The organism is Cupriavidus sp. UBA2010 (genome assembly GCF_002335265.1).
GTDB lineage: Bacteria > Pseudomonadota > Gammaproteobacteria > Burkholderiales > Burkholderiaceae > Cupriavidus > Cupriavidus metallidurans.
Map to the genome: position 1 here is coordinate 123,387 of NZ_DDCI01000013.1, position 24,776 is coordinate 148,162.

Here is a 24,776-nt window from a genome sequence, read left to right on the forward strand (position 1 = left end):
CGGCCCCGCGTGTCTGCGAGCCTCAATGGTCAGGCAGGCAGCGTCGAGAGGTCAATAGTGCCTTCGAACACGGTCGTCGCGGGGCCCGTCATCTGCACGGGCTGGCCTGCGCCCTGCCACGCGATGGTCAGGTCGCCGCCGTGGGTGTGCACCCTGACCGGAGAGTCCAGCAAGCCGCGGCGGATGCCGGCCACCACGGCCGCGCAGGCGCCCGTGCCGCATGCCAGCGTTTCGCCCGCGCCGCGTTCGAACACGCGCAGCCGCACCGTGTTGCGGTCGACGATCTGCATGAATCCGGCATTGACCCGGTTCGGGAACGACTTGTGGTGCTCGATCACCGGGCCGTCCTGAAGCACCGGGAATGTCTCCACGTCGTCCACGATCTGCACCGCGTGCGGATTGCCCATCGACACGGCTGAGATCCACTCGATGCGGCCGTTGACTTCGAGGCCGTAGAGCGTGTCCTGGGCTTCGGCGCGTGTCGGCAGGCCGTCGGCGATGAATGGCACGCGGGCGGGCGTGAGTTCGGGCTCGCCCATGTCCACTGTCACCTGACCGTCGTCCTGCAGCTTCAGCGTGATGACGCCGTTCATGACTTCCACGCGAACCGACTGCTTGTCGGTCATGCCACGGTCCGTGACGAAGCGGACGAAGCAACGGGCGCCGTTGCCGCAGTGTTCGACTTCGCCGCCGTCCGCGTTGACGATCCGGTAGCGGAAATCCACATCGTCGCGCGAGGATTTTTCAACGATCAGGATCTGGTCGGCGCCGATGCCGAAATGGCGATTTGCCAGCGCGCGCCATTGCGCGTCGGTCAGATCGAGCTTCTGGTGAATGCCGTCCAGCACGATGAAATCGTTGCCGGCGCCGTGCATCTTGGTGAACTGGAGTTTCATGTCCGGAATTGTAATCAGTAGATGTCAGGTTCGCCGGGCGGGCGGTGCTTGAAGCGTTTATGCACCCAGTAGTAGTCGGGCACGCGCGGACGGATGGCGTCCTCGAAGAACGCGTTCATGCGCCGTGTGTCGTCGGTGACGCTTTCGCCGGGATAGTCGTCCCAAGGCGGCAGGATGTGCAGGACATACCCCTTGTAGTCCGGCAACTGCTCGGTGTAGATGGGTACGACCTTGGCGCCCGCAAGCCGGGCCAGCCGGGAGACCGATGTCAGGGTCAGCGCCTCCACGCCGAAGAACGGCACGAACTCGGAGTCGCGCTCGCCGAAGTCCATGTCGGAGATCAGCTGCAGGGCCTCGCCTTTCTTCAGCACGCGGAGGATGTTGCGCACGCTGTCGTTGCGCGAAATCATGTTGGCGCCGAAGCGGCCGCGCGCGACCTTCAGGAAGTCATCGAACAGCGCGTTCTTCTGCACCGTGTAGAGCGAGGCGCCCGATCGGCCCACGGTGTCGCGCAGGTGCATCGTCAGGCGAATCGCGCCGGCTTCCAGGCCGGACAGGTGCAGTGTCACCAGGATATGGGGCGAGCCGTCGAGCGAGGGCAGGTCGCCCTGGTCGTTGATCTGCACCAGCTGGCGCATCTTTTTCTCGTTGCAGGTCCAGAAGATGCCGCCCTCGGCAAAGCTGCGGAAGACCTTGCGGTAGGTCTCGCGCGACATCGCCTCGATTTCCGCATCGGTCTTGTCCGGGAAGCACAGCCGAAGGTTGGCCCGCACCACTTCGCGGCGCGGGTTTGGGATCATGAACAGAATGCTGCCTAGCGCCTCGCCGAAGCGGGCCACGAACGGGTAGGGGAGTTTGCCCAGCACCGTCAGCAGACCGATGCCGAGCCACGTGAAGATCCGGCTCATTGAATGTTGTTGGTAGTGGCCTGTGCAGCGGCACGTGTAGTGGCCTGTGTGGTGGCGAGCGTGTCCGGCGGCAATTCCGCGCCGGTTGGACACTTGTAGCGGTTATACCCCCACAGGTACTGGGTCGGGTCGATAGTGATCAAGTCTTCGATAGCCGCATTGATCACGGCCGACGCCGCAGCGGGATCTTCGGGCAACATCCCGCCATCGCTCAGGATACGCAGGTGGCCGCGATAGCCCGCGCCCTTCGGCAGTCGTTCGGCATAGACCATCACCACCGGGGCCTTCGTCAGTTGCTGCAGCCGGTGCACCAGCGTCATCGAATAGGCCGGCTTGCCGAAGAACGGCGCCCAGGTGCCCTCGCCGCCGCTTGGCACCTGATCCGGCAGGATGCCGACCGCTTCGCCGCGCTTCAGGGCCTTGACCAGCATCCGCACGCCGCGTGGATTGGCCGGGGCCATCGCCATGTTGGGCCGGCTGCGCATCTGTTCGACGAACTCGCGCAACCATGCCTGGTGCGGCGGCTTGAACATCGCGGTGACGCGGCGCAGGCGCGCGTACGACTGGGGCAGCACCTCGAAGCAGCCCAGATGCGGCGTCAGGACGATCACACCGTTGCCGGCCGCCTCCAGGCGCGCCAGTTCCGGCCAGAGATGATCGTCGAAGTTGTCCGTGCGGACCGTGATGGACTTGCGGCTCCAGAAGTACGGCATTTCCATGATCAGCCGGCCCGAGTGGCGCGCGGCTTCCGCCAGCATGGCGTCGGATGCATCCGGATAGGCGTGGCGGAAGTTCTCCTCCAGTCTGCGTCCATAGCGGCCTGGCAGCCGTGCCGCCAGCAGTCCCAGGGCGCCGCCGATCGCGTGGAGCGCGCGCAGTGGTAAGCGGGAAATCAGCCAGAAAATAAATGTCATGACGCCGTCAGGGCTAAATTCGGCAGCGTGCCGGCCGAGAATAACAGTATCGGGTTCGCGTCGGCCGCCGCCTGTGGCATACCCAACATGGCACGCTGCAGCGAGGCCGGCAGGCGCGTATAATAGCCTGCATCGCCGAGTTAACTGACAACTTGCGGGGCGATGCCGCTCTACCCGAGGGGCTTGAAAATACCGCTAAAGCGTCGCCGCATCGTTTCCCGAGGCTGGCACGCAATAGCCAACTTGGAGAAACCAGATCGTGTCGAACGATTTCCTCTTTACTTCGGAATCTGTCTCCGAAGGCCATCCCGATAAAGTAGCCGACCAGATTTCGGATGCTGTCCTGGACGCGATCCTTGCCCAGGACAAGTACGCCCGCGTGGCGGCCGAGACGCTTTGCAATACGGGACTTGTCGTGCTGGCGGGTGAAATCACCACGACTGCCAACGTCGACTACATCCAGGTCGCGCGCGAAACCATCAAGCGCATCGGTTACGACAACACCGAGTACGGCATCGACTACAAGGGCTGCGCCGTGCTGGTGGCCTACGACAAGCAATCGCCCGATATCGCCCAGGGCGTCGACCGCGCGTCGGACGACTACCTGAACCAGGGCGCTGGCGACCAGGGCCTGATGTTCGGCTATGCCTGCGACGAAACGCCGGAACTGATGCCGTTCCCGATTTACTACTCGCACCGCCTGGTGGAGCGCCAGTCGCTGCTGCGCCGTGACGGCCGCCTGCCCTGGCTGCGTCCCGACGCCAAGTCGCAGGTGACCGTGCGCTACGTGGATGGCCGTCCGCACAGCGTGGATACCGTGGTGCTGTCGACCCAGCATGCGCCGGACATCTCGCAGGCCCAGATCCGTGAAGCCGTGATCGAAGAGATCATCAAGCCGGTGCTGCCGGCCGAGATGCTCAAGGAAACCAAGTACCTGGTGAACCCGACCGGCCGTTTCGTGATCGGTGGCCCGCAAGGCGATTGCGGCCTCACCGGCCGCAAGATCATCGTCGATACCTACGGTGGCGCTTCGCCGCACGGTGGCGGTGCGTTCTCGGGCAAGGATCCGTCGAAGGTGGACCGTTCGGCCGCCTACGCCGCCCGCTACGTGGCCAAGAACGTCGTGGCCGCCGGCCTGGCGCGCCAGTGCCAGGTGCAGGTCAGCTACGCGATCGGCGTGGCCCGCCCGATCAACGTGACCGTGTACACCGAAGGCACCGGCAAGATCTCCGACGAGAAGATCGCCGCGCTGGTTCAGGAGCATTTCGACCTGCGTCCGAAGGGCATCGTCCAGATGCTGGACCTGCTGCGTCCGATCTACGAGAAGACTGCCGCCTACGGCCACTTCGGCCGCGAGGAGCCGGAGTTCTCGTGGGAAGCCACGGACAAGGCCGCGATTCTGCGCGCTGCCGCCGGCCTGTAAGCGCCTGCTGCTGCGTCCGGGCGTTCTGCCGGATCAAGACCCCGCCGGTCCTTCGGGAGCGCGCGGGGTTTTTTGTTGATCTTGTTGCACAAGACCTCGGGCACAGTAGGGGTAAAATCCGGTCCAAACCGAACTTAATGGAATGGCTATGTCTCTGGATCTGATCCGTACTCAGCCCTACACCGACTGGTCGCCCGAAGTCTCGCCGGAGACGCAGGCGACGCTGCGCCGTGAACTGGAACAAGGCGCCGTGCTGTATTTCCCGAACCTGCATTTCCGCTTTGCGCCGGGAGAAGAGCGTTTTCTCGATAGCCGCTACTCGGATGGCAAGTCGAAGAACATCAACCTGCGTGCCAACGAAGGCGCCGTGCGCGGCGCGGCGGGTACCCAGCAGGACCTGACCGATCTCTACAACCTGATCCGCCGGTACGCCGAATCGACCGAGTCGCTGATCCACGCGCTGTTCCCCGAGTACGGGCCGCACATGACGCGCGCGGGTACCTCGCTGCGGCCGAGCGAGATCGCCGGACGCCCGGTGAGCTGGCGCAAGGACGATACGCGCCTGCACGTCGATGCGTTCCCTTCGAATCCGCTGCTTGGCAAGCGCCTGCTGCGCGTGTTCCACAACATCGATCCGGAGGCACCGCGCGTCTGGCGCGTGGGCGAGCCATTCGCAGATTTCGCGGGCCACTTCGTGCCGAAGACCCACGGGATGTGGCCCGGCCAATCCTGGCTGATGAAGACCCTGCACATCACCAAGCGCGCGCGCAGCGAGTACGACCATCGCATGCTGCAGCTGCATGATCTGGCCAAGGCCGATCTCGACTACCAGAAGTCGGTGCCGCAACAGGAATTCCAGTTCCCGCCGGGTTCGACCTGGATCGTGTTCAGCGACCAGCTTCTCCATGCGGCCATGCGCGGCAAGGCCATGATGGAACAGACCATCTACCTGGACCCCGCCGCCATTGGTGACCGCACGCACTCGCCCGAGGCTGTGTTGTCGAAGATGCTGGGCAAGCCGATGCTGGCGGCTTGAAGGTGGGAAATACGCCCGTTCCCGTAGCGCGGGAGCCGGGCGTTGTCAGCGCAGCAGCAGCTTCAACATCGACTCGAACCGCTTGCCGTAGGGCGGCTTGAGCAGTCCGGCGCCATTGAGGCCGGCCTGATGGAAGATCGGCTTGAGCTTCGAGAACGTCTCGAAGCCGGCCTTGCCGTGATAGACGCCCATGCCGCTCGGGCCGACGCCGCCAAATGGCAGGTCGTCCTGGGCGATATGGAATAGCGTGTCGTTGACGGTCACGCCGCCGGCTACGGTCTGGCGCATCACACGGTCCACCACATCCCCCGACTTATCGAACACATAAAGCGCCAGTGGGCGCGGGCGCGCGTTCACGAAGCCGATCGCGTCCTCGATGCTGCGATACGTCACCACGGGCAGTACCGGCCCGAAGATTTCCTCCTGCATCGCCATCACGTTGTCCGGCACATCCGTCAGCAGCACCGGCGGCAGGCGGCGCGCGGCGGCGTCCGGCGTAGCATCGGTCAGCGGCACTGCCTGCGCCCCCGCCGCGGTGGCGGCGGCGATCATCGACTCCAGCCGGTCGAAGTGACGTGGGCTGATGATGCTGGTGTAGTCGGGGTTGCGCGCGATATCGGGATAAAGCCGGCTGACGCAGCGGCGAGCCGTCTCGGCGAAGCGGTCGCGTTGGTCGGCTTGCACCAGCACGTAGTCGGGCGCGATGCAGGTCTGGCCCGCGTTCAGCAGCTTGCCCACCAGGATCCGCTCCACGGCCCGCTCGAAATCGGCATGCGGCCCGATGATCGCGGGTGACTTGCCGCCCAGTTCCAGCGTGACCGGCGTGAGGTTCGCCGCAGCGGCCCGCATCACATGGTGGCCGACATTGGTTGAGCCCGTGAACAGCAGGTGGTCGAACGGCAGGGTGCTGAAGGCGGCGGCCACTTCGGCGTCGCCGTTGATCACGGCCACCTCGTCGGGCGCGAAGGCCGCCTGCACCAGTTGCGCGAACAATGCGGAGAAACGTGGCGTGTACTCCGACAGCTTGACCATCGCGCGATTGCCGGCCGCCAGCGCGCCGGTCAGCGGTCCGATGGTCAGATACAGTGGGTAGTTCCATGGCACCACGATGCCGACCACGCCAAGCGGCTGCGGCATCAGGCGCGAGCGGCCAGGCTTGAACCAGAGGCCGGTGCTGGCGCGGCGCACACGCATCCAGCGCTTGCCGTGCCGCAATGCGTCATCGATCCCGGCCACGCTCGGGAAGATTTCCAGCAGCGCGGTCTCCTGCCGCGGACGATTGGTGAAGTCCGCGCTGATGGCTGCGGAGATGGCTTCGTGATTGGCCTGCACGAGCCTGCGCAAGCGGCGCAGCCGGTCGGCCCGCACATCCCATGGCGGTGTCTGGTCGTGCCGCGAGGCTGCGCGCATTGCATCAAACAAGGACGACATGGCGGGCACTTCTCTCATTGGCGGTCTCCTTCTGGGACACGGTTTGGTTCCGGGGCGGGGCGGCAGCCCGCAGGCCATTGACGATTGACCATCGGCCACCATAAGCCAGCCGCGCGGTTATCGCAATGGAGGGTGACTACCAAACGCCGCGCGGCGGCCGGGTTGGGCGAAGTGGCATCGCCGCGCTTCACGGCTCCCCGCGCCAGCGCCTACACTGGATTTTCGCGACACGCGTCCGCTGGGGACTGGCAGTACGGACACCGACACGCGAGGAGACAGATGGAAGCGACCTTTGACTATCTCGTCGTGGGCGCCGGCTCGGCCGGCTGCGCGCTGGCCGGGCGGCTGGCCGACAGTGGCAACGACAGTATCGCGCTGCTCGAGGCAGGCGGCCACGATCACCATGTGCTGGTACGCACACCCGCCGCGGGCGCTGCGTTCCTGCCACGGGCCGGCTCGCGCAATGTCGGATACCGAACCGTCCCGCAGGAAGGGCTGGACGGCAGGCGAGTCAGCCTGCCGGGTGGACGCGGCCTCGGCGGCTCATCCTTGATCTCCGCCATGATCTACACGCGCGGCCGCCCGGCCGACTACGACGCCTGGGCCGATGCCGGCTGCGACGGCTGGTCGTGGGTCGACGTGCTGCCGTATTTCCGCCGCGCCGAGTGCAACGCGCGTCTGGCCGGCGAGGACGACGATCCGCTTCACGGTGGCACCGGGCCGCTGCACGTCAGTGACCTGCGTTCGCCGAACCCGTTCGCGCACCATTTCATCGACGCAGCACAGCGTGCCGGCATCGTGCGCAACGGCGACTTCAACGGCGATGAGCAGGAAGGCGTGGGCTGGTATCAGGTGACCCAGCACAACGGCGAGCGATGGAATGCCGCGCGCGCCTATCTGCACGGCGGCAATGCCCGCAACCGGACCAGCAACGGCGGACGCAGCCACCTGCACGTGCTGACGGGGGCGCACGTGCTGCGCGTGCTGTTCGAACGCAGGCGCGCGGTGGGTGTCGTTGCGTGGCGCGACGGCAAGGAACTGGAAATCCGCGCGCGTCGGGAGGTGATCCTTGCTGCAGGCGCGTTCGGGTCTCCGCAATTACTGATGGCCTCCGGCGTGGGGCCGATGATGCATCTGCGCGAGCTTGGCGTTCCCGTGGTCCACGACCTGCCAGGCGTTGGCGCCAATCTGCAGGATCACGTGGATGTCTCGGTGCAACGACGCGTGCGTGCGTCCGAACTGTTCGGCATCTCGCTGGGCAGCGCCTTCCGACTGATTGGCGAAAGCCTGCGCTATCGGCGCGAGCGATCGGGCATGCTGACATCGAACTTGGCCGAAGCAGGCGCCTTCGTGCGCAGCCGCGCCGGGCTGGCCGAGCCCGACCTGCAATTGAGTTTCGTGGTGGGGCTCGTCGACGACGAGACGCGCCGCCTGCGCCTGGGGCACGGCTACGCGTGCCATGCCAGCGTGCTGCGCCCGCGCAGCCGTGGCGCGGTGCGGCTGGCGTCGCCGGACCCGCGCAAGGCGCCGCTGATCGATCCGCATTATCTGTCGGATCCGCAGGACATGGATGCCCTGCTCGACGGGTTGCGTATCGCGCGGCGTATCCTGGCGCAGGCGCCGCTTGCGGCATTCGGCGGGCAGGATCTGCGGCTGAGCCAACTGCGTGACGACGGCGGCAATGACGAAGCCGCACGGGCCTGGATTCGCGCGCACGCGCAATCGGCCTGTCAGCCGGTAGGCACCTGTCGCATGGGCATGGACCCGCTGGCGGTAGTGGACCCTCAACTGCGCGTGCGCGGCATCGAGGGCCTGCGGGTGGTGGATGCTTCGATCATGCCGACGCTGATCGGCGGTGACACAAACGCGCCGGCAATCATGATCGGCGAGCGCGCCCACGACCTGATTCGCTACGCGCCGCATGTGACGTTGCGGATTCTCGAAACCGTGGTGGCCGATTGACGCACGCCGCCGCGTTGGCGGCGTGCCGGGTGACCACTGCAGACGGCGTACTCAGACGCTCATCCTGAACTGGCCTACCATCTCGCGCAGCTTGCTGGCTTGCTCGTCCAGCGACTGCGCGGCGGCGGCGGCTTCTTCGACCAGCGCCGCGTTCTGCTGCGTAACCTGGTCCATCTGGCCCACTGCGTGTCCCACCTGCTCGATGCCAGTGCTTTGCTCCTGCGAGGCCGCCGAGATCTCCGTGATGATGTCCGATACACGTTTCACGGCTTGCTGGATTTCGGTCATCGTACTGCCCACGTCATGCGCCTGCTCGGAGCCGGCACGCACGGTTTCCGCCGAGGCTTCGATCAGATCCTTGATTTCCTTGGCAGCGCTGGAAGACCGTTGCGCCAGGCTGCGCACTTCGCCCGCCACCACGGCGAAACCGCGGCCCTGTTCTCCGGCGCGCGCTGCCTCCACGGCGGCATTGAGCGCGAGGATGTTGGTCTGGAACGCAATGCCTTCGATCATGTTCGTGATCTCGGCGATGCGCCCGGAACTGGTGCTGATCGCGCCCATCGTCTCCACCATCTGGTTGACCGCCTGGTTGCCTTCATCGGCCACCTGCGCGGCGTTGCTGGCCAGCGACGATGCCTGCTGGGCGTTGTCGGCGTTCTGGCGGACAGTCGTGCTCAATTGCTCCATGCTCGAGGCGGTCTCCTCGAGCGAGGCCGCCTGTTGTTCCGTGCGTGAGGACAGGTCGGTGTTCCCGGCGGCAATCTGCGCGGCCGCGACACCGACCGAATCGGTCGATCGACGTACGTCGCGCAACATATTCGCCACGCGCTCGATCAGCGTGTTGAAGGATTGCGCGGTCAGGCCGATTTCGTCGAGCCTGTCCACGACGGCACGATGATCGAGGTCGAGTGTTCGGCTGACGTACTCGAGCGAGCCCTGGATCTGCGCCAGGCTGCCTCGGATCCGCCGGAACAGCATCAGCGCCATGATCGCCGTGAGGGCGAGGGTAATGACGATCACGCTCAGGGAAATGCTGACAGACCGTGCATGTTGGGCCTTGTTGTTGTCCACGGCGATCCCGCCCTGCTTGGTGTTGTATTCAAGGTGCTCGGCCACCGCCTTACGCAGCGCCAGGGAGGCCTTGAACAGTTCGCCGGCCGTCAGCATCTGCTTCGCGCCGGCATAGTCGCCAGTACGGGAGCGCTCGAAGAAAGCCGGGATCTGGTCGCGATAGTGTTTGACCGCGGCGCGATCGGCCGCAAGCATTGTGCGGTCCGTCTCGTCCGAGACGTTATCGTGCGCGTACTTGTCGATCATCCTGTCAAAGCGCTTGCTGGCTTCGTCGAATTGTTGCTCGATCTCGGCCAGACCCTTGGCATCCTCGCTGAGGCCGTGGCGATACAACTCGATACGCATTGCGGCGACCGATTCGGCGACGGTATTCAGGTCATGCACGCTGCCTAGCGTGTTGTCGTTGAAGTACTCGAGGCGTTTCTCCGATTCGTTCATTTGCCAGATGCCGCCGATGCCGACAAAGAGCAGCGCGAGCAGTGCAATGGAGAGCGTAAGTAACAGACGTTTGCTGATAGTCATGGGGCTATTCGACGCACGCCGCAAGGCATGCGTCGTCCGTTGGGTGACTTGGATTTCGCAGCGGGCCGACTGCCCGTCACCTCAACGTTTACGGAGTGCACGCTTCCCCATGAAGATGAGTGAATTGCGGCACATCAACTTTCGTGCGATCTCTCCGCACGGACTGTCGTTGCTTTTCGGTGGCCTCAGGCGGGCCAGGCGCGTGCCGCGATGCGTGCCAGCGTGCTGGAGTCGGCGTCGAGCGTGCCGAACACGCGGCCGTGCTGGCGGCCAAGCCGGCTTGCAACGAATAGCGCCGCCGATTCGGCATTGCCGTGCGCGATCATCAGCGCCGCCTGTGCCGTCAGCACCAGTCCTTGCGCAAAACGTCGCGCGCTGGTTTCGAGCTGTTCAGCGGGCTCTCGCAGCATCGCCTGCAGCGACGCCAGCTCCGCGCGCACGGCGGCGTCACCATTCGACAGCCGCGCCAGATCCTGCAGGATGCGCGCGCCATCGCCAGGATCGCGCTGGAGCGCGCGCAGGACATCCAGGCACATGATGTTGCCCGAGCCTTCCCAGATCGAGTTGACCGGCGCTTCGCGATACAGCCGCGCCATCGGGCCGTCCTCCACGTAGCCGTTGCCGCCCCAGACCTCCATCGTCTCCCCGGTGGCCTCCAGCGCGCGCTTGCAGATCCAGAATTTGGCCGCCGGGGTCATCACGCGCTTCCAGGCGGCGGCCAGCGGATCGTCGTCGGCATGTTCGAAGGCATGAGCCAGCGCCATCATCATCAGTGTGGCGGCCTCGGATTCGAGCGTCAGGTCGGCCAGCACGTTGCGCATCAGCGGCTGGTCCGCCAGCAGCCTGCCGAACGCCATGCGGTGCCGCGCATGGTGGAGCGCCTGCACCAGACCGGCCCGCAGCAGCGCCGCGCTGCCGATCACGCAGTCGAGCCGCGTGTTGGTGGCCATCTCGATGATCGTGGGGATGCCCCGGCCTTCCTCGCCGATCAGGATGCCGGTGGTGCCGCGGAACTCGACTTCGCTGCTCGAGTTGGAGCGGTTGCCGAGCTTGTCCTTGAGCCGCTGGATCTGGACTGGATTCTTGCTGCCGTCGTCGCGGAAGCGTGGCACGAAGAAGCACGATAGTGGCCCGTCGGCCGCGCCCATGCGGGCGACCACCAGATGCGCGTCGCACATCGGCGCCGAGAAAAACCACTTGTGGCCCGTCAGCGCGTATTCGGCGCCCCGGCCGTCGCCGCGCACGGGCAGCGCCACCGTGGTGTTGGCGCGCACGTCAGAGCCACCCTGTTTCTCGGTCATGCCCATGCCGATCATCACGGCGGTCTTGTCGCGCCACAGCAGGTCGCGCGCATCGTGTTCGGTAGCGTAGAGGCGCGGTTCGAGATCGCGGAACAACGCGGGTTCCTTGCGCAGGACCGGAATACTTGCGAGCGTCATCGTGGTGGGACACAGCGAGCCGGATTCAACCTGGGCCTGCAGGAAGTAGCCCACCGTGCGCGCGGCCCAGACGCCGGGGCGTGGCTGGGCGAAGGGCAGGGCCTGGAGTTGCTGGCTGCGCAGCAGCGTCAGCAGGTTGTGCCACGATGGGTGGAATTCCACCTGGTCGATCCGCTCGCCAGTGCGGCTGTGCGTGTGCAGCTCGGGGATGAATCGGTTGGCGTCCGCGGCCCATGCCTGCACCTCCGGATCGCCCAGCCGCGCGCCGAATGCGGCGAGCGTATCGGCGTGCCACGCGCCGCCCAGGCGATCCAGCGCGGCACGCAGGCCGGGGTCCGACTCGAACAGGTTGTAGTGCGCCAGATCGGGCACCTGGTTGAACACCGTATGGGTTTGCGCACTGCCGGCATCGGGAAAGGATGTGGCGTCCATGGCATCTCCTGCGTGCGGAATTCGATCGAGGGGGCGGCCTGATGCGGTTCATGGTACGGCAACAACGGCGCGCGCAACACTGCCGAATCCCGCCACAAGACCCGTCAGCCTGCTTGCATCCGCCGTTATCGTGCACCGCAACATGTCGATTCCGATACTGTGACGCATGACAGATGCAACCGATCTTTGGCTGGCGTCAGGCAGGGGCTTGTGCTTAAATTCACCCCGTTGGATGAAACAGGGGTGCCGTTCGGATGGGCCGGGCGGCTGAGAGAGTCCCTTCGAACCCGATCCGGCTAGTACCGGCGTGGGAAGTTTCAAATAGAACCGAATTGCTCTAGTCCCGCGGATTTCCACTTTGATCCGCACAAACGGGACACCGCCGCTGGCCATGCCGCGCGACGGACCTCACAGGGCTCCTGGTTTCGTCCATCCCCGCATGAGAGAGGACGATACCCATGGCCCGTACTGCCCCCGCTGCTTCGTTTGAATCGCTCGAAAGCGATCTCGACCAGAAATTCGCCTATCCGGCTTCCAGCAAGACCTATATCACCGGCAGCCGGCCGGACATCCGCGTGCCGCTGCGCACGATCCTGCAGACCGCCACGCGCACCGAGAAGGGCGAGATGGCGAACCCGCCGATTCCCGTCTACGACACCTCGGGCCCGTACAGCGATCCGGACGTGCATATCGACCTGAAGGCCGGCCTGCCGCCCGTCCGCGCCAAGTGGATCGAAGAGCGCAACGACACCGAGGTGCTGACTGGCCTGTCGTCGGAGTATGGCCTGGCACGCGCCAATGACCCTGCCACGGCACACCTGCGCTTCGCGCAACTGACGAACCCGCGCCGCGCCAAGGCCGGCGCGAACGTGTCGCAGATGCACTACGCACGCAAGGGCATCATCACGCCCGAAATGGAATACGTGGCGCTGCGCGAATCGCTGAACCTGCAGGCGCTCTACGACAAGCCCGAGTACAAGGCGCTGCTGCGACAGCATCCGGGCAACGCCCTGGGCGCCGCTCTGCCGCTGCGTCCGGAAGATATGACGCCGGAGTTCGTACGCCGCGAAGTGGCTGCCGGCCGCGCCATCATCCCGGCCAACATCAACCACACGGAACTGGAGCCGATGGCGATCGGCCGCAACTTCCGCGTCAAGATCAACGGCAACCTGGGCAATTCGGCGGTGACGTCGTCGCTGGCCGAGGAAGTGGAAAAGATGGTGTGGTCGATCCGCTGGGGCGCCGACACCATCATGGATCTGTCCACCGGCAAGCACATCCACGAAACGCGCGAGTGGATCCTGCGCAACTCGCCGGTGCCTATCGGCACGGTGCCCATCTACCAGGCGCTGGACAAGACCGGCGGTATCGCCGAGGACCTGACCTGGGAAATGTTCCGCGACACGCTGATCGAGCAGGCGGAGCAGGGCGTGGACTACTTCACGATCCACGCCGGCGTGCTGCTGCGCTACGTGCCGATGACGGCCGACCGCGTGACCGGCATCGTCTCGCGCGGTGGTTCGATCATGGCCAAGTGGTGTCTGGCGCACCACAAGGAAAACTTCCTGTACACGCACTTCGACGAGATCTGCGAAATCATGAAGGCGTACGACGTGTCGTTCAGCCTGGGTGATGGTCTGCGTCCGGGCTGTATCGCCGATTCGAACGATGACGCCCAGTTCGGCGAACTGCGCACGCTTGGCGAACTGACCGCCAAGGCGTGGGAGCACGACGTGCAGGTGATGATCGAAGGCCCGGGCCACGTGCCGCTGCAGCGCATCCAGGCCAACATGGACGAAGAGCTCAAGCACTGCTACGAAGCGCCGTTCTACACGCTGGGACCGCTGGTCACCGACATCGCGCCGGGCTATGACCACATCACCAGCGGCATTGGCGCCGCCAACATCGGCTGGATGGGCACCGCGATGCTGTGCTACGTCACGCCGAAGGAGCATCTGGGCCTGCCGGACAAGGAAGACGTGCGCGAGGGCATCATCACGTACAAGATTGCCGCGCACGCCGCCGATCTGGCCAAGGGCTGGCCCGGCGCGCAGCTCCGCGACAACGCGCTGTCCAAGGCGCGCTTCGAGTTCCGCTGGGAAGACCAGTTCAACCTCGGTCTCGATCCCGAGCGCGCGCGTTCGTTCCACGACGCCACGCTGCCGGCCGAAGGCGCCAAGATTGCCCACTTCTGCTCGATGTGCGGCCCGAAGTTCTGCTCGATGAAGATCACGCAGGAAGTGCGCGACTACGCGGCATCGTTGCCGGAAGCCGAACGCGGAATGCAGGAGAAGTCGATCGAGTTCGTGAAGACGGGCTCGAAGATCTACTCGTAAGCCGCTATCTGCGCCGACGTGCAGACGGGTGCGGCCCTTGTGGCCGCGCCCGGCAGTATCCGCAGTACCCGTAGCATCTGAGTCCCGCGCGCGGCGCCCCCACGCGGCGCGGCGGTATTCACCCAACCGGAGGCCGGACGGCACATACCTTTCTCATGCCGCCGGCAAACAATCTCATGACAGCAGTACAGTCCTTCGATGTCGCCATCCTCGGTGCCGGCCTGGCCGGGCGGTTATCCGCCTGGCAGCTCGTGCGCGCCGGCGCCCGCGTGGCGCTGATCGAGCGTGGCGGACCCGATGGCAGCGGCTCGGCCGCGCATGTGGCGGCGGCCATGCTGGCGCCGCTGGCCGAATCGGCGATTGCCGAGCGCCGCATCGTCGATCTCGGCATGGTCAGCGTCGATCTCTGGCGTACCTGGATTGGCGAGTTGCCAGAGCCCGTGTTCTTCCAGGAGGACGGCACGCTGGTGGTCTGGCATGCGCGTGACCGCAGCGAGGTGTCGCTGTTCACGGGGCGTATGCGTGCCGTGGCGCCGCCCGATCTGGTGCAGCAACGCCTGCGCGCGCTCGACGGCGAAGGCGTGGGCCAGATCGAGCCGGCCCTGGCAGGGCGCTTTCCGCAAGGCCTGCTGCTGCAGGGCGAAGGGCAGCTCGACAACCGAGGCGCGCTGCACGCGCTGCTGAGCTGCGCCGTGACGGAGGGCTTGCACTGCGTCTGGGAGGCCGGTGACATCGATGCCGACGCCTTGCCCGCGCTGGGTATTCGCGCCGGCGTGGTGCTCGACTGTCGTGGCCTGGGCGCGCGCGCTGCGTGGACCAATGCGTCCGTGGGCGGCGAGACCGCGCTGCCGGGCCTGCGCGGCCTGCGTGGCGAAGTGGTGCGCGTCCACGCGCCGGATGTAAAGCTGCATCGCCCGGTGCGACTGCTGCATCCGCGCTACCCGATCTATATCGCGCCGAAGCCGAACGATCTCTACGTGATCGGCGCGACGGAACTCGAAAGCGAGGACGAATCGCCAATGAGCGTGCGTTCCGCGCTCGAACTGCTCTCGGCCGCGCATTCGCTGCATCCGGCGTTCGGCGAGGCGCGCGTGCTCGAACTCAATGTCCAGCGCCGGCCAACCCGCCCCGACCATCTGCCGGCGATTCGCGTCGACCAGCAGGCACGCGTCGTGCGCGTCAACGGTCTCTATCGGCATGGCTGGCTGATCGCGCCGGCCGTGACGGAGGCCGCGTGTGCCGTCGTGCGCGCGATGCTCGGTGGTGACCCCGCCGCGCACGCGGTGCCCGCCGCGTTGCGCTGGCCCGGCATGATCGAAGCCGTGCAGGAGCGTGGCAGCGCGATGCTATCGGCCGGGGCCGGGGCCGGGGCCGGCAGCGGCCTGCTGCACTAATCAGACAGACACCATGGAAATCCTGCTCAATGGCCGACCGATCGAGTTGCCCGAAGCCGCCACGCTGGCGGACGCGGTGACGGCGGCGGCCATCGCGCCGCCGTTCGCCGCCGCGGTGAACGGCCAGTTCGTCCCGCGCACCCGCCATGCGGCCACGCCGCTGGCCGCGGGCGACCAGATCGATCTCGTGCAACCCGTGACGGGAGGCTAAGTCCCTTATGACATTCGAACCAACTGAAACCCTGCGCGACCCGTTCGTGCTGTACGGGGAATCGTTTGCGTCGCGCCTGCTGCTCGGCACGGCACGTTACCCGTCCCCCGCCACGCTGCAGGCGGCCGTGGAAGCCTCGCGTCCGGCCATGATCACGGTGGCGCTGCGCCGTCAGACCGCCGTGGGCAGCGGTGATGGCCAGACGCTCGGCGGCGAGACCTTCTGGCAGATGCTGCGCACGCTGGGCGTGCCGGTGCTGCCCAATACCGCCGGCTGTTTCACGGCGCAGGAAGTGATCACCACGGCGATGATGGCCCGCGAGGTATTCGAGACCGACTGGATCAAGCTGGAACTGATCGGCGACGACTACACGCTGCAGCCCGACACGCTCAACATGCCTGCCGTGGCCGAAACGCTGGTCAAGGAAGGCTTCAAGGTGCTGCCGTACTGCACCGAGGACCTCGTGCTGTGTCGCCGCCTGCTCGACGTCGGTTGCCAGGCGCTGATGCCGTGGGCTGCTCCGATCGGCACAGGCCGTGGCGCGGTGAACCCGCACGCGATGCGCACGCTGCGTGACCGTCTGCCCGACACCCCGCTGATCGTCGATGCCGGCCTCGGCCTGCCGTCGCACGCGGCGCAGGTGCTGGAGTGGGGCTACGACGGCGTGCTGCTCAATACGGCCGTGGCCCAGTCCGCGTATCCGGTGAACATGGCGCGCGCGTTCGCGCTGGCCGTGGAAGCCGGGCGCACCGCCTACCTGGCCGGCCCGATGCCAGAGCGCGAGGTGGCCCAGGCCAGCACGCCCGTGGTGGGGATGCCGTTCTGGCACGCCGAAGGCGCGGAGGACCGCGCATGACACGTCAGGGTGTTGCCGCGGCCATCGACGCCGCGCTGTTCGATGACTTGATGGCGCGTTACGCCGCGATGTTCGGCCGTGACGAAACGCCATGGCGCATCTGGTCGGCGGCGAATGCTCCCGCCGCGCTCGATCGCCATGACGTGGTGCTGTCCGATGGCGAGGCCACCGGGGATCTGATCGATCGGGTGGTGGTCGCCGATGCGGTGCTGATCGAATCGGAGCGCGAAGGCGGCCGCTGGATCGACACCGTGCGCTCACCGATGGGTACCTGGGTGCTCGACGTGCGGGCCGACGACGACACGCCGCATTCGCCCGCGTTCGTGGCCGTGCTGCGCGCCGCGTTGTCGCTGCACTTTCCGGCGCACGACGCCCTGTGCATCGCCCGCGCCTGGCAGCCGGGCGCCACGGCCTGGCCGAACGAATTCGCGCGCTTTCCGCAGGTGCGACATGCGGCGCTGGTGCCGCCGGGCCAGACCGCGCAGCCCTTCGCGCCTTGTCCGCCCGATCTCGGTCTCTATGCCGTGATGCCCAGCGCGGCATGGATCGAGACGCTCGTGCCGCTGGCCGTGCCGACCGTGCAGCTGCGCTTCAAGTCTGACGATGGCGATGCGGTGAAGCATGAAGTGGCGCGCGCGGCGAAGGCCGCCAAGGGTTCGCAGTCGCGCCTGTTCATCAACGATCACTGGCGTGTGGCGATCGATCACCACGCAGCTTGCGGTGGCGACAGCGGCATCTACGGGATTCATCTCGGGCAGGAGGATCTGGACGACGCCGACCTCGACGCGATCCGCACGTCGGGCCTGCGCCTCGGGGTGTCCACGCACGGCTACGCGGAAATGCTGCGCGTGGCCGCGATCTCGCCGAGCTACCTCGCGCTTGGCGCGATCTTCCCGACCACCACCAAGGTCATGCCGACCCAGCCGCAGGGCATGGGCCGCTTCCAGTCCTACGTGGCGTTGATGCAGCCTGTGATCCCGTCGCTGGTCGGCATCGGCGGGGTGAACGCAGGCAACATGGGGGAAGTGCTGGCGGTGGGCGTCGGCAGCGCCGCCGTGGTGCGGGCGATCACGGAAGCCAGCGATGTGCCGGCGGCGGTGGCGGGGCTCAACGCCTTGTTTGCCTGATCCGGACGTAGACTTTGGGCGCTGACCGGCCAGCCCGGCTGGTGGCGCCCGGCAATTGCGCATATCCTCTTTGGCTCACCATTAAAGGACTGAGGTTCCGCACTACGGAACGGAACCCTGCAGAGAGGAAACAGCAGTGAACGAGATCATCCCCGCCGCACCGGGCACCCCCGACAAGCCTTACTTCGGCATTGACATTCCGTTGATGCGCCTGCTGGGTCTGCAGCCCGTGCATATGGAAGAGGGTCTGTGCCGCACGCGTCTGCCGGCCAATCCCAACGTGGTGAACAGCCGGGGCGATGTGCATGGCGGCACCCTGATGGCGGTGCTCGACTTCACGCTGAGCGGTGCGGCACGGTCTCATGCCCCGCTGGAGACCGGCGTCATCACGATCGACATGTCCACGCATTTCCTGTCCGCCGCACGCGGCGAACTGACGTTCGAGGCGCGCATCATGCGCCGTGGCGCCAAGATCGCCTTCTGCGAGGGCGAGGCCCGCGACGCGACGGGCACGCTCTGCTGCGTGGCCCGCGCGTCGTTCAAGCTCGTGAAGCTGGTCGGCGGCGATTAATCTTTCGGACCGTCCGCGGGACGGTACACCGCTTCAAATCGCGCGCGCTCGGTGATGCCATAGTCGCCGGGCGCGTATTGCATCAGCCAGTCGCCCGGCTTGCCGGTCAGCACGTCGCCGCCGGTCGAGCGCGCAATCGCGAATGCGTGCGGCATCTCCCGGGCCAGCACCGGCACCGGCTTGTTGCGATACGGGCCGGACTCACCATGGGCGTTCGGTCCCACCGCCACATACCGTGGGTCGAAGCGTCCGCGCGAAACCACCCAGCGGTCGCCGGTGGCGCCGGTCACGATCGCGTCGCCTGGCTGATAGCGGTTCGGGCCCTCGCGGCTGATCAGTTCTCCCGGCTCGGTGGCAAAGGCCACCTGCACCGTTTCATCCTTGACGTACCAGTGGGCGGCGCGGTCTTCGCGCAGGTCGATGTTGGTCAGTGTCTGCATGGTTTTCGCGATGCTCGCGATTAGCCCAGCGCGCGCGGCGCGAAGCTGTGATTGAGGGGGCCGTTGCCGCCGCCAAGGCGCAGCCGGGCGCCCGAGCGAATGGCTTGCGCGACGAAGTCGAGCGCCGCGGCGACCGCATCGGGCAGCGCGTCGCCCCGGGCGAGCTGCGCCGCGATGGCGGCGGCCAGCGTGCAGCCGGTGCCGTGCAGGTTCGGCGTATCGACGCGCGGATGGGTGTAGACGCGCGCGGTGCCGTCGGCCAGCATCAGCAGGTCATCCAGGCCCAGGCTGCCGGGGCCGTCGTCTTCCAGATGGCCGCCTTTGAGCAGCACTGCCTTGCAGCCGAGCGCAAGCAGGTCCGCTGCGGCCGCCTCCATCTCGGCGCGGCGCGTGATGCGGCGGCCTAGCAGGTATGACGCCTCAGGCAGGTTCGGCGTGACCAGCATCGCGCGCGGAAACAGCAGTTTCACCATCGCCTGGCTGGTCGCGTCGTCGGACAGCGTGGCGCCCGAGGTCGAAATCATCACCGGGTCCACCACGAGCTTGCGGATGCCATGCCGATCCACCGCCCCGGCTACGGCCTCAACGATGGCCGCCGTTCCCAGCATGCCGGTCTTGGCCGCGTCCACGCCGATGTCGCTGGCCACGGCGTCGATCTGCGCGGCCACCATGTCGGCCGGTATGGCGTGGACGCCGGTCACGCCGAGCGTGTTCTGAGCCGTGATCGCGGTGATCGCGCTCATGCCGAAACATCCCAGTGCCGCGAACGTCTTCAGATCGGCCTGGATACCGGCCCCGCCTCCGGAGTCGGATCCGGCGATGGTCAGGGTGCGGGGTGGCGTGGGGAGCATGTGCAAGGTGAGGAGAGACGGAGAAAGACCGGAAAAATGTGCCTGCTTGCGCCGCAAGGCGCGGACAGGCACGCTACAATACCGCCACTCCGAGGAGCGTTGCAACGGATGGCCCCGCCTTCCGCCAGGCTCGGAATGTTTCAACGGCGCTCGCAGTTCCGTGGTTCGCACGGACGCGAGTCGACCTGTCCGCCCGCCATGCCAAGTGCTGGCGCGGCCATCGGCACCCCTTCGGGGCTGCCGTCATCTTGTCGCCCTCCCGTTTCTTGCGTGACCACTTCAACTACGGAGTGACGTATGAACGCAGTGACCGACCTGAAGCAAGACTACATCGTGGCCGATATCGGCCTGGCCGGCTGGGGCCGCAAGGAAATCGCCATCGCCGAGACCGAAATGCCCGGCCTGATGGCCATTCGCGACGAATTCGCCGCCGCGCAGCCGCTCAAGGGCGCGCGCATCGCCGGTTCGCTGCACATGACGATCCAGACCGCCGTGCTGATCGAAACCCTCAAGGCACTGGGCGCCGACGTGCGCTGGGCCTCGTGCAACATCTTCTCGACGCAGGATCACGCCGCCGCCGCCATCGCCGCATCGGGCACGCCCGTGTTCGCCTTCAAGGGCGAATCGCTGAAGGAATACTGGGAATTCACGCACCGCATCTTCGACTGGGCCGACGGTGGCACGCCGAACATGATCCTGGACGATGGCGGCGACGCCACGCTGCTGCTGCACCTGGGTGCCCGCGCCGAAAAGGATGCGTCGCTGATCGCCAAGCCGACCAGCGAGGAAGAAACCTTCCTGTTCGCCGCCATCAAGGAAAAGCTGGCCAAGGATTCGACCTGGTACAGCCGCAACCTGGCCGCCATCCGTGGCGTGACCGAGGAAACGACCACCGGCGTGCACCGCCTGTACCAGATGGCGCAAAAGGGTGAACTGAAGTTCCCGGCCATCAACGTCAACGACTCGGTGACCAAGAGCAAGTTCGACAACCTCTACGGCTGCCGCGAATCGCTGGTGGACGGCATCAAGCGCGCCACCGACGTGATGATCGCCGGCAAGATCGCCGTGGTTGCCGGCTACGGCGACGTGGGCAAGGGCAGCGCCCAGGCCCTGCGCGCGCTGTCCGCGCAAGTGTGGGTGACCGAGATCGATCCGATCTGCGCGCTGCAGGCCGCCATGGAAGGCTACCGTGTGGTGACGATGGACTACGCCGCCGAGCACGGCGACATCTTCGTGACCTGCACCGGCAACTACCACGTGATCACGCACGACCATATGGCCAAGATGAAGGACCAGGCCATCGTCTGCAACATCGGCCACTTCGACAACGAGATCGACATCGCATCGGTCGAGAAGTACGAATGGGACGAGATCAAGCCGCAGGTTGACCACGTCAAGTTCCCGGACGGCAAGAAGATCATCATCCTGGCCAAGGGCCGTCTGGTGAACCTGGGCTGCGCCACGGGCCACCCGTCGTACGTGATGAGCAGCTCGTTCGCCAACCAGACGATCGCCCAGATCGAACTGTGGGCCGAACGTGACAGCGGCAAGTACCCGGTTGGCGTGTACGTGCTGCCGAAGCACCTGGACGAAAAGGTTGCGCGCCTGCAGCTCCGGAAGCTGAACGCGCAACTGACCGAACTGACCGAGCAGCAGGCGGCCTACATCGGCGTGAAGAAGGAAGGCCCGTACAAGGCCGACCACTACCGCTACTGATCGGCCACGGCTCTCGCCCCCGGCGCGGCTCCCCGCTCCCGCGCGGGAGCGGGCGCCGCGCCGGCCGCGCGACACGGCGTCATCAAGACCGTGCACAATTAGTGTCATCCAACCAAAAACAAAGGAGTTGCAATGAGACTGTTGGCCGTATGGATCATCAATGCCGCAGCGTTGTTCCTGGTGGGTTACCTGATCAGCGGGGTCCATCTTGGCAGCTTCGGCTCCGCCATGATTGCCGCGCTGGTGCTGGGCCTCGTCAATGCGCTGATTCGGCCGATCCTCGTCATCCTGACGCTGCCGGTCACGCTGCTGACGCTGGGCCTGTTCATCTTCGTCATCAACGCGCTGCTGTTCCTGTTCGTGGGCAACCTGCTGCAAGGATTCGTCGTGGACGGCTTCGGTTCGGCGCTGCTCGGCTCGATCTTGTACAGCGTGATTGCGTGGATCCTGGCCAGCGTGCTGCTGGGCGAGCGCAACTGACGCGTTGAGACTCTTTTTCTGGGCGCCGCCACGGCGGCGTGCCAACCATGACTGATCGTTACTTCAGCTTCGAATTCTTCCCGCCCAAGACGGCGGAGGGCGCGGAGAAACTGCGCAATACGCGCGCGCAGCTTGCGCCGCTGCAGCCCAAGTACATCTCGGTGACGTTCGGCGCCGGCGGTACCACGCAGCAGGGCACGCTCGATGCCGTGCTGGAGATCCAGCGCGAAGGTATCGAGGCTGCGCCGCACTTGTCGTGCGTGGGCTCCACGCGCGACAGCATCCGGACGATTCTCCAGACCTATCGCGATGGCGGCATCCGCCACATCGTGGCGCTGCGCGGCGACATGCCGTCGGGCATGGGCGAGATCGGCGAGTTCCGATATGCCAATGAACTCGTCGAGTTCATCCGCGCGGAAACCGGTGACTGGTTCAACATCGAAGTGGCCGCCTATCCCGAGTACCACCCGCAGGCCCGTTCGCCGCGTCACGACCTGGAAAACTTCGTGCGCAAGGTCAAGGCCGGCGCGGACTCGGCAATCACGCAGTACTTCTTCAACGCCGATGCGTACTTCCGCTTCGTCGACGACGTGCGCGCGATGGGCGTGGAAGTGCCGATCGTGCCCGGCATCATGCCGATCACGAACTACTCTCAGCTGATGCGCTTTTCCGAGATGTGCGGCGCCGAAGTGCCGCGCTGGGTAGCCAAGCGGCTCGAGTCGTTCGGCGATGACAAGGAAGCGATCCGCGCCTTCGGCCTGGACGTGGTGACCGACCTGTGCGCGCGCCTGCTCGATGCGGGCGTGCCGGGCCTGCACTTCTACACGCTCAACGCCGCCGGCGCGACCAAGGCGGTCTGGCAGCGCCTGAAGCTGTAATTCCCGATGCCCGCCGCGCGCCGCCCGGACCCATTCGTCGAGCACCTGCTCGAACTGATGGCGCCGCTGGCGGCCAACATCGGGGCCATCACGGCCAAGCGGATGTTCGGCGGGCATGGCCTGTTCTACGATGGCCTGATGTTCGCGCTCATCAGTGGCGGCCAGTGCTTCCTGAAGGCCGACGACGTCACGCTGGCGCGCTTCGAGGCCGAGGGCAGCGAGCCGTTCCGGTATCAGTCCGCGCGCCGCGAGGTGACGATGCGTCACTACCTGAGCCTGCCACCCGCGTGCCTGGAATCGCCCGCAGCGATGACACCGTGGGCGCGCATGGCCGTGGAAGCGGCGTTACGTCTGGGTAACGCGCGCTGACCGCCTGGTCACTGGCGTGGCCGTTGGTGTCATACTCGGCGGCATGGTCACCGCCACATTCCGTTTCTACGAGGAACTGAACGACTTCCTGGCGCCGGCACAACGTCGCCGGGACTTGTCGTGCCCCTGCGCGCGCGCCGCCACGGTCAAGCACATGATCGAAGCGCTGGGCGTACCGCATACCGAGGTGGAACTGATTCTCGTCAACGGCGAGTCGTCGCCGTTCGAGCGCATCGTGTGCGACGGCGACCGCATCGCGGTCTACCCGAAATTCGAATCGTTCGATGTCGCGCCGCTGCTACGTGTCCGCGAACATCCGCTGCGCGAAATCCGGTTCGTGGCGGACGCCCATCTAGGCGGCCTGGCGCATCTGCTGCGCATGACCGGTTTCGATACGCTCTACGACAACCACTTCGAAGACAGCGAGATCGCCCGCATCGCCTCGGACGAGAAGCGCATCGTACTGACCCGCGACCGCGAACTGCTCAAGCGCCGCGGCATCACCCACGGCTGTTACGTGCGGGCGATCCGGTCGTCATTGCAGGTCAGGGAGATCTTTTCCAGACTGGACCTGGCTCGCAGCGCCAGGCCATTCTCGCTCTGCCTCGATTGCAACGTGCCCCTGCGTCGTATTGGCAAGACCGATGTGGATGGGCGCGTGCCGGAAGGGGTGTTCGAGCGTCACGAGCATTTCGTCACCTGCCCGCATTGCCAGCGCGTGTTCTGGGAAGGATCGCACTGGCGCAAGATGCGGACGCTGGTGGAGGAACTGATGAGCGCCCAGGCCGACCAGGTTGCCTCTGGTGGTCCGGGTGGCCCGGGTGGAAATAGCTAGATCACCCCTCGTTCCGTGACCAGCCAGTCCATCGGCAGGTCATGCGACGCTGCCTGCAGCGGCACCTCGCACGCGGCAAAGGCGATTCCGATCGCTATCGGCGTGGCCTTTGCGGCAGCCATGGCCGCCAGCGTGCGGTCGTAGAAGCCGCCGCCGTATCCCAGGCGGAACTTATCGGCGCTGAATCCGACACATGGAATGAGCAGTGCGTCTGGTGTTACGGCTCCGGTGCCATCGGGCACCGGAATGCCGTACTGGCCGGCGCGCATTGTCGTGTCTGGCGCCCACGCATGGAAATCGAGCGGCGCAGCGGGCCGGCTCACGATGGGCAGGGCGGCCACGCGGCCGGGCATCGCGGCCAGCCATCGGGTCACGGTGTCGCGTACGTCGAACTCCTGCTGGATCGGCCAGTAGAACCCCAGTCGTTGCACGCCGAGACGTTCGAGCAGTGGCGCGAGCGCTGCCGCGATCTGTGCATCCGCCGTCTCTCGATCGGGTAGCGCGGCGCGTAGCGCGAGCAGCCGGCGGCGCAGGGCGCGACGGTCCTCAGGGGCCATGAAATAAAGGCTGTCCGGCCCGTTGTCCGGTGCTTGGTTTGGTGGCATGGCGTGCAATAATGGCCATCGAACAAACATTTGAAAACAATGCTGGACGCGCAAATGAAGATGCGCGCCGGTG

23 protein-coding genes and 2 riboswitches are annotated in these 24,776 nt (G+C 66.0%); of the genes, 14 read left to right on the forward strand and 9 right to left on the reverse strand.

Features of this window, described 5'->3' with window-relative positions:
• Positions 1-29 precede the first annotated feature (29 nt).
• The 3 genes from dapF to B2246_RS09215 are packed head-to-tail and all read right to left on the reverse strand — an operon-like array spanning position 30 to position 2,718.
• Positions 30-896: a diaminopimelate epimerase gene (dapF, locus tag B2246_RS09205; protein ID WP_035881265.1), complete on the reverse strand. Its 867-nt coding sequence runs from the start codon at positions 894-896 to the stop codon at positions 30-32.
• 14 nt (positions 897-910) lie between these two features.
• On the reverse strand, positions 911-1,804 hold the full coding sequence (locus B2246_RS09210; RefSeq protein WP_008648559.1) for a lipid A biosynthesis lauroyl acyltransferase: 894 nt from the start codon (positions 1,802-1,804) through the stop codon (positions 911-913).
• Positions 1,801-2,718, reverse strand: coding sequence for a lysophospholipid acyltransferase family protein (locus B2246_RS09215; RefSeq protein WP_035881266.1), 918 nt, complete (start codon positions 2,716-2,718; stop codon positions 1,801-1,803). Before B2246_RS09215 ends, B2246_RS09210 begins: the two co-directional genes overlap by 4 nt.
• A 259-nt stretch (positions 2,719-2,977) precedes the next feature.
• Between B2246_RS09215 and metK the strand changes: the two genes are divergently transcribed.
• Together metK and B2246_RS09225 are read left to right on the forward strand one after the other, a co-directional pair.
• Positions 2,978-4,141 (forward strand): methionine adenosyltransferase, encoded by a 1,164-nt coding sequence (gene metK, locus B2246_RS09220; RefSeq protein ID WP_008648556.1) that lies wholly within the window; start codon positions 2,978-2,980, stop codon positions 4,139-4,141.
• A gap of 142 nt (positions 4,142-4,283) precedes the next feature.
• The gene (locus B2246_RS09225; RefSeq protein WP_035881267.1) at positions 4,284-5,177 is read left to right on the forward strand and encodes a Kdo hydroxylase family protein; all 894 of its coding nucleotides are present in this window, start codon (positions 4,284-4,286) and stop codon (positions 5,175-5,177) included.
• Between the two features lie 45 nt (positions 5,178-5,222).
• Here the strand turns inward: B2246_RS09225 and B2246_RS09230 are convergent, their stop codons facing one another.
• Positions 5,223-6,626, reverse strand: coding sequence for a coniferyl aldehyde dehydrogenase (locus B2246_RS09230; protein ID WP_035881268.1), 1,404 nt, complete (start codon positions 6,624-6,626; stop codon positions 5,223-5,225).
• Positions 6,627-6,887: 261 nt separating this feature from the next.
• Here B2246_RS09230 and B2246_RS09235 point away from each other — a divergent pair, with 261 nt between their 5' ends.
• Positions 6,888-8,570: a GMC family oxidoreductase gene (locus B2246_RS09235; RefSeq protein ID WP_286880028.1), complete on the forward strand. Its 1,683-nt coding sequence runs from the start codon at positions 6,888-6,890 to the stop codon at positions 8,568-8,570.
• Positions 8,571-8,621: 51 nt separating this feature from the next.
• Here the strand turns inward: B2246_RS09235 and B2246_RS09240 are convergent, their stop codons facing one another.
• On the reverse strand, positions 8,622-10,163 hold the full coding sequence (locus B2246_RS09240; RefSeq protein WP_008642626.1) for a methyl-accepting chemotaxis protein: 1,542 nt from the start codon (positions 10,161-10,163) through the stop codon (positions 8,622-8,624).
• Positions 10,164-10,348: 185 nt separating this feature from the next.
• Complete coding sequence (locus B2246_RS09245) at positions 10,349-12,034, reverse strand: acyl-CoA dehydrogenase family protein (protein WP_286880024.1); 1,686 nt, start codon at positions 12,032-12,034, stop codon at positions 10,349-10,351.
• A 229-nt stretch (positions 12,035-12,263) separates the two neighbouring features.
• Positions 12,264-12,365, forward strand: a riboswitch (TPP riboswitch).
• Between the two features lie 121 nt (positions 12,366-12,486).
• Here B2246_RS09245 and thiC point away from each other — a divergent pair.
• The 6 genes from thiC (at position 12,487) to B2246_RS09275 (ending at position 18,529) form a co-directional block, all read left to right on the forward strand.
• Positions 12,487-14,370: a phosphomethylpyrimidine synthase ThiC gene (thiC, locus tag B2246_RS09250; protein WP_175582377.1), complete on the forward strand. Its 1,884-nt coding sequence runs from the start codon at positions 12,487-12,489 to the stop codon at positions 14,368-14,370.
• A gap of 176 nt (positions 14,371-14,546) precedes the next feature.
• A complete protein-coding gene (locus tag B2246_RS09255) occupies positions 14,547-15,764 on the forward strand; it encodes an FAD-dependent oxidoreductase (protein ID WP_234706922.1) in 1,218 nt (405 codons plus the stop codon).
• A 13-nt stretch (positions 15,765-15,777) separates the two neighbouring features.
• Positions 15,778-15,975 carry a sulfur carrier protein ThiS gene (gene thiS / locus B2246_RS09260; RefSeq protein WP_008648499.1) on the forward strand — a complete coding sequence of 66 codons (198 nt, stop codon included), beginning with the start codon at positions 15,778-15,780 and terminating at the stop codon, positions 15,973-15,975.
• A gap of 7 nt (positions 15,976-15,982) precedes the next feature.
• A complete protein-coding gene (locus tag B2246_RS09265) occupies positions 15,983-16,831 on the forward strand; it encodes a thiazole synthase (protein ID WP_008648498.1) in 849 nt (282 codons plus the stop codon).
• A complete protein-coding gene (locus B2246_RS09270; RefSeq protein WP_286880021.1) occupies positions 16,828-17,958 on the forward strand; it encodes a thiamine phosphate synthase in 1,131 nt (376 codons plus the stop codon). The genes B2246_RS09265 and B2246_RS09270 overlap by 4 nt, the downstream gene beginning before the upstream one ends.
• Before the next feature lie 136 nt (positions 17,959-18,094).
• Positions 18,095-18,529, forward strand: coding sequence for a PaaI family thioesterase (locus B2246_RS09275; RefSeq protein WP_008648494.1), 435 nt, complete (start codon positions 18,095-18,097; stop codon positions 18,527-18,529).
• On the opposite strand, the gene B2246_RS09280 is transcribed toward B2246_RS09275, so the two are convergent.
• Together B2246_RS09280 and thiD are read right to left on the reverse strand one after the other, a co-directional pair.
• On the reverse strand, positions 18,526-18,969 hold the full coding sequence (locus B2246_RS09280) for a PGDYG domain-containing protein (protein WP_186425540.1): 444 nt from the start codon (positions 18,967-18,969) through the stop codon (positions 18,526-18,528). The two genes, B2246_RS09275 and B2246_RS09280, sit on opposite strands and share 4 nt — an antisense overlap.
• 20 nt (positions 18,970-18,989) lie before the next feature.
• On the reverse strand, positions 18,990-19,820 hold the full coding sequence (thiD, locus tag B2246_RS09285) for a bifunctional hydroxymethylpyrimidine kinase/phosphomethylpyrimidine kinase (RefSeq protein ID WP_286880012.1): 831 nt from the start codon (positions 19,818-19,820) through the stop codon (positions 18,990-18,992).
• 85 nt (positions 19,821-19,905) lie between these two features.
• Positions 19,906-19,979, forward strand: a riboswitch (S-adenosyl-L-homocysteine riboswitch).
• A 138-nt stretch (positions 19,980-20,117) separates the two neighbouring features.
• Here thiD and ahcY point away from each other — a divergent pair.
• The 5 genes from ahcY (at position 20,118) to B2246_RS09310 (ending at position 24,098) form a co-directional block, all read left to right on the forward strand.
• Entirely contained in the window at positions 20,118-21,536 is a 1,419-nt protein-coding gene (ahcY, locus tag B2246_RS09290) for an adenosylhomocysteinase (protein WP_035881275.1), read from the forward strand.
• Positions 21,537-21,668: 132 nt separating this feature from the next.
• Positions 21,669-22,016 (forward strand): phage holin family protein, encoded by a 348-nt coding sequence (locus B2246_RS09295; RefSeq protein WP_008641859.1) that lies wholly within the window; start codon positions 21,669-21,671, stop codon positions 22,014-22,016.
• A gap of 47 nt (positions 22,017-22,063) precedes the next feature.
• The gene (gene metF / locus B2246_RS09300; protein ID WP_008641858.1) at positions 22,064-22,894 is read left to right on the forward strand and encodes a methylenetetrahydrofolate reductase [NAD(P)H]; all 831 of its coding nucleotides are present in this window, start codon (positions 22,064-22,066) and stop codon (positions 22,892-22,894) included.
• 6 nt (positions 22,895-22,900) lie between these two features.
• A complete protein-coding gene (locus B2246_RS09305; protein WP_035881276.1) occupies positions 22,901-23,263 on the forward strand; it encodes a TfoX/Sxy family protein in 363 nt (120 codons plus the stop codon).
• Between the two features lie 43 nt (positions 23,264-23,306).
• Complete coding sequence (locus B2246_RS09310; RefSeq protein WP_008641855.1) at positions 23,307-24,098, forward strand: Mut7-C RNAse domain-containing protein; 792 nt, start codon at positions 23,307-23,309, stop codon at positions 24,096-24,098.
• Here B2246_RS09310 and B2246_RS09315 read toward each other — a convergent pair.
• Entirely contained in the window at positions 24,095-24,655 is a 561-nt protein-coding gene (locus B2246_RS09315; RefSeq protein ID WP_286880010.1) for a 5-formyltetrahydrofolate cyclo-ligase, read from the reverse strand. The genes B2246_RS09310 and B2246_RS09315 overlap by 4 nt on opposite strands.
• Positions 24,656-24,776 lie beyond the last annotated feature (121 nt).

What these genes read in the sequence shown, in the direction of transcription:
- B2246_RS09295 (WP_008641859.1), top strand. Translation starts at nt 21,669, where the DNA reads ATGAGACTGTTGGCCGTATGGATCATCAATGCCGCAGCGTTGTTCCTG.
- thiD (WP_286880012.1), bottom strand. Translation starts at nt 19,820, where the DNA reads ATGCTCCCCACGCCACCCCGCACCCTGACCATCGCCGGATCCGACTCC.
- B2246_RS09235 (WP_286880028.1), top strand. Translation starts at nt 6,888, where the DNA reads ATGGAAGCGACCTTTGACTATCTCGTCGTGGGCGCCGGCTCGGCCGGC.
- B2246_RS09305 (WP_035881276.1), top strand. Translation starts at nt 22,901, where the DNA reads ATGCCCGCCGCGCGCCGCCCGGACCCATTCGTCGAGCACCTGCTCGAA.
- B2246_RS09225 (WP_035881267.1), top strand. Translation starts at nt 4,284, where the DNA reads ATGGCTATGTCTCTGGATCTGATCCGTACTCAGCCCTACACCGACTGG.
- B2246_RS09310 (WP_008641855.1), top strand. Translation starts at nt 23,307, where the DNA reads ATGGTCACCGCCACATTCCGTTTCTACGAGGAACTGAACGACTTCCTG.
- B2246_RS09265 (WP_008648498.1), top strand. Translation starts at nt 15,983, where the DNA reads ATGACATTCGAACCAACTGAAACCCTGCGCGACCCGTTCGTGCTGTAC.
- thiS (WP_008648499.1), top strand. Translation starts at nt 15,778, where the DNA reads ATGGAAATCCTGCTCAATGGCCGACCGATCGAGTTGCCCGAAGCCGCC.
- B2246_RS09245 (WP_286880024.1), bottom strand. Translation starts at nt 12,034, where the DNA reads ATGGACGCCACATCCTTTCCCGATGCCGGCAGTGCGCAAACCCATACG.
- B2246_RS09315 (WP_286880010.1), bottom strand. Translation starts at nt 24,655, where the DNA reads ATGGCCCCTGAGGACCGTCGCGCCCTGCGCCGCCGGCTGCTCGCGCTA.
- dapF (WP_035881265.1), bottom strand. Translation starts at nt 896, where the DNA reads ATGAAACTCCAGTTCACCAAGATGCACGGCGCCGGCAACGATTTCATC.
- B2246_RS09240 (WP_008642626.1), bottom strand. Translation starts at nt 10,163, where the DNA reads ATGACTATCAGCAAACGTCTGTTACTTACGCTCTCCATTGCACTGCTC.
- B2246_RS09255 (WP_234706922.1), top strand. Translation starts at nt 14,547, where the DNA reads ATGACAGCAGTACAGTCCTTCGATGTCGCCATCCTCGGTGCCGGCCTG.
- B2246_RS09270 (WP_286880021.1), top strand. Translation starts at nt 16,828, where the DNA reads ATGACACGTCAGGGTGTTGCCGCGGCCATCGACGCCGCGCTGTTCGAT.
- ahcY (WP_035881275.1), top strand. Translation starts at nt 20,118, where the DNA reads ATGAACGCAGTGACCGACCTGAAGCAAGACTACATCGTGGCCGATATC.
- B2246_RS09215 (WP_035881266.1), bottom strand. Translation starts at nt 2,718, where the DNA reads ATGACATTTATTTTCTGGCTGATTTCCCGCTTACCACTGCGCGCGCTC.
- metF (WP_008641858.1), top strand. Translation starts at nt 22,064, where the DNA reads ATGACTGATCGTTACTTCAGCTTCGAATTCTTCCCGCCCAAGACGGCG.
- B2246_RS09230 (WP_035881268.1), bottom strand. Translation starts at nt 6,626, where the DNA reads ATGAGAGAAGTGCCCGCCATGTCGTCCTTGTTTGATGCAATGCGCGCA.
- B2246_RS09210 (WP_008648559.1), bottom strand. Translation starts at nt 1,804, where the DNA reads ATGAGCCGGATCTTCACGTGGCTCGGCATCGGTCTGCTGACGGTGCTG.
- B2246_RS09280 (WP_186425540.1), bottom strand. Translation starts at nt 18,969, where the DNA reads ATGCAGACACTGACCAACATCGACCTGCGCGAAGACCGCGCCGCCCAC.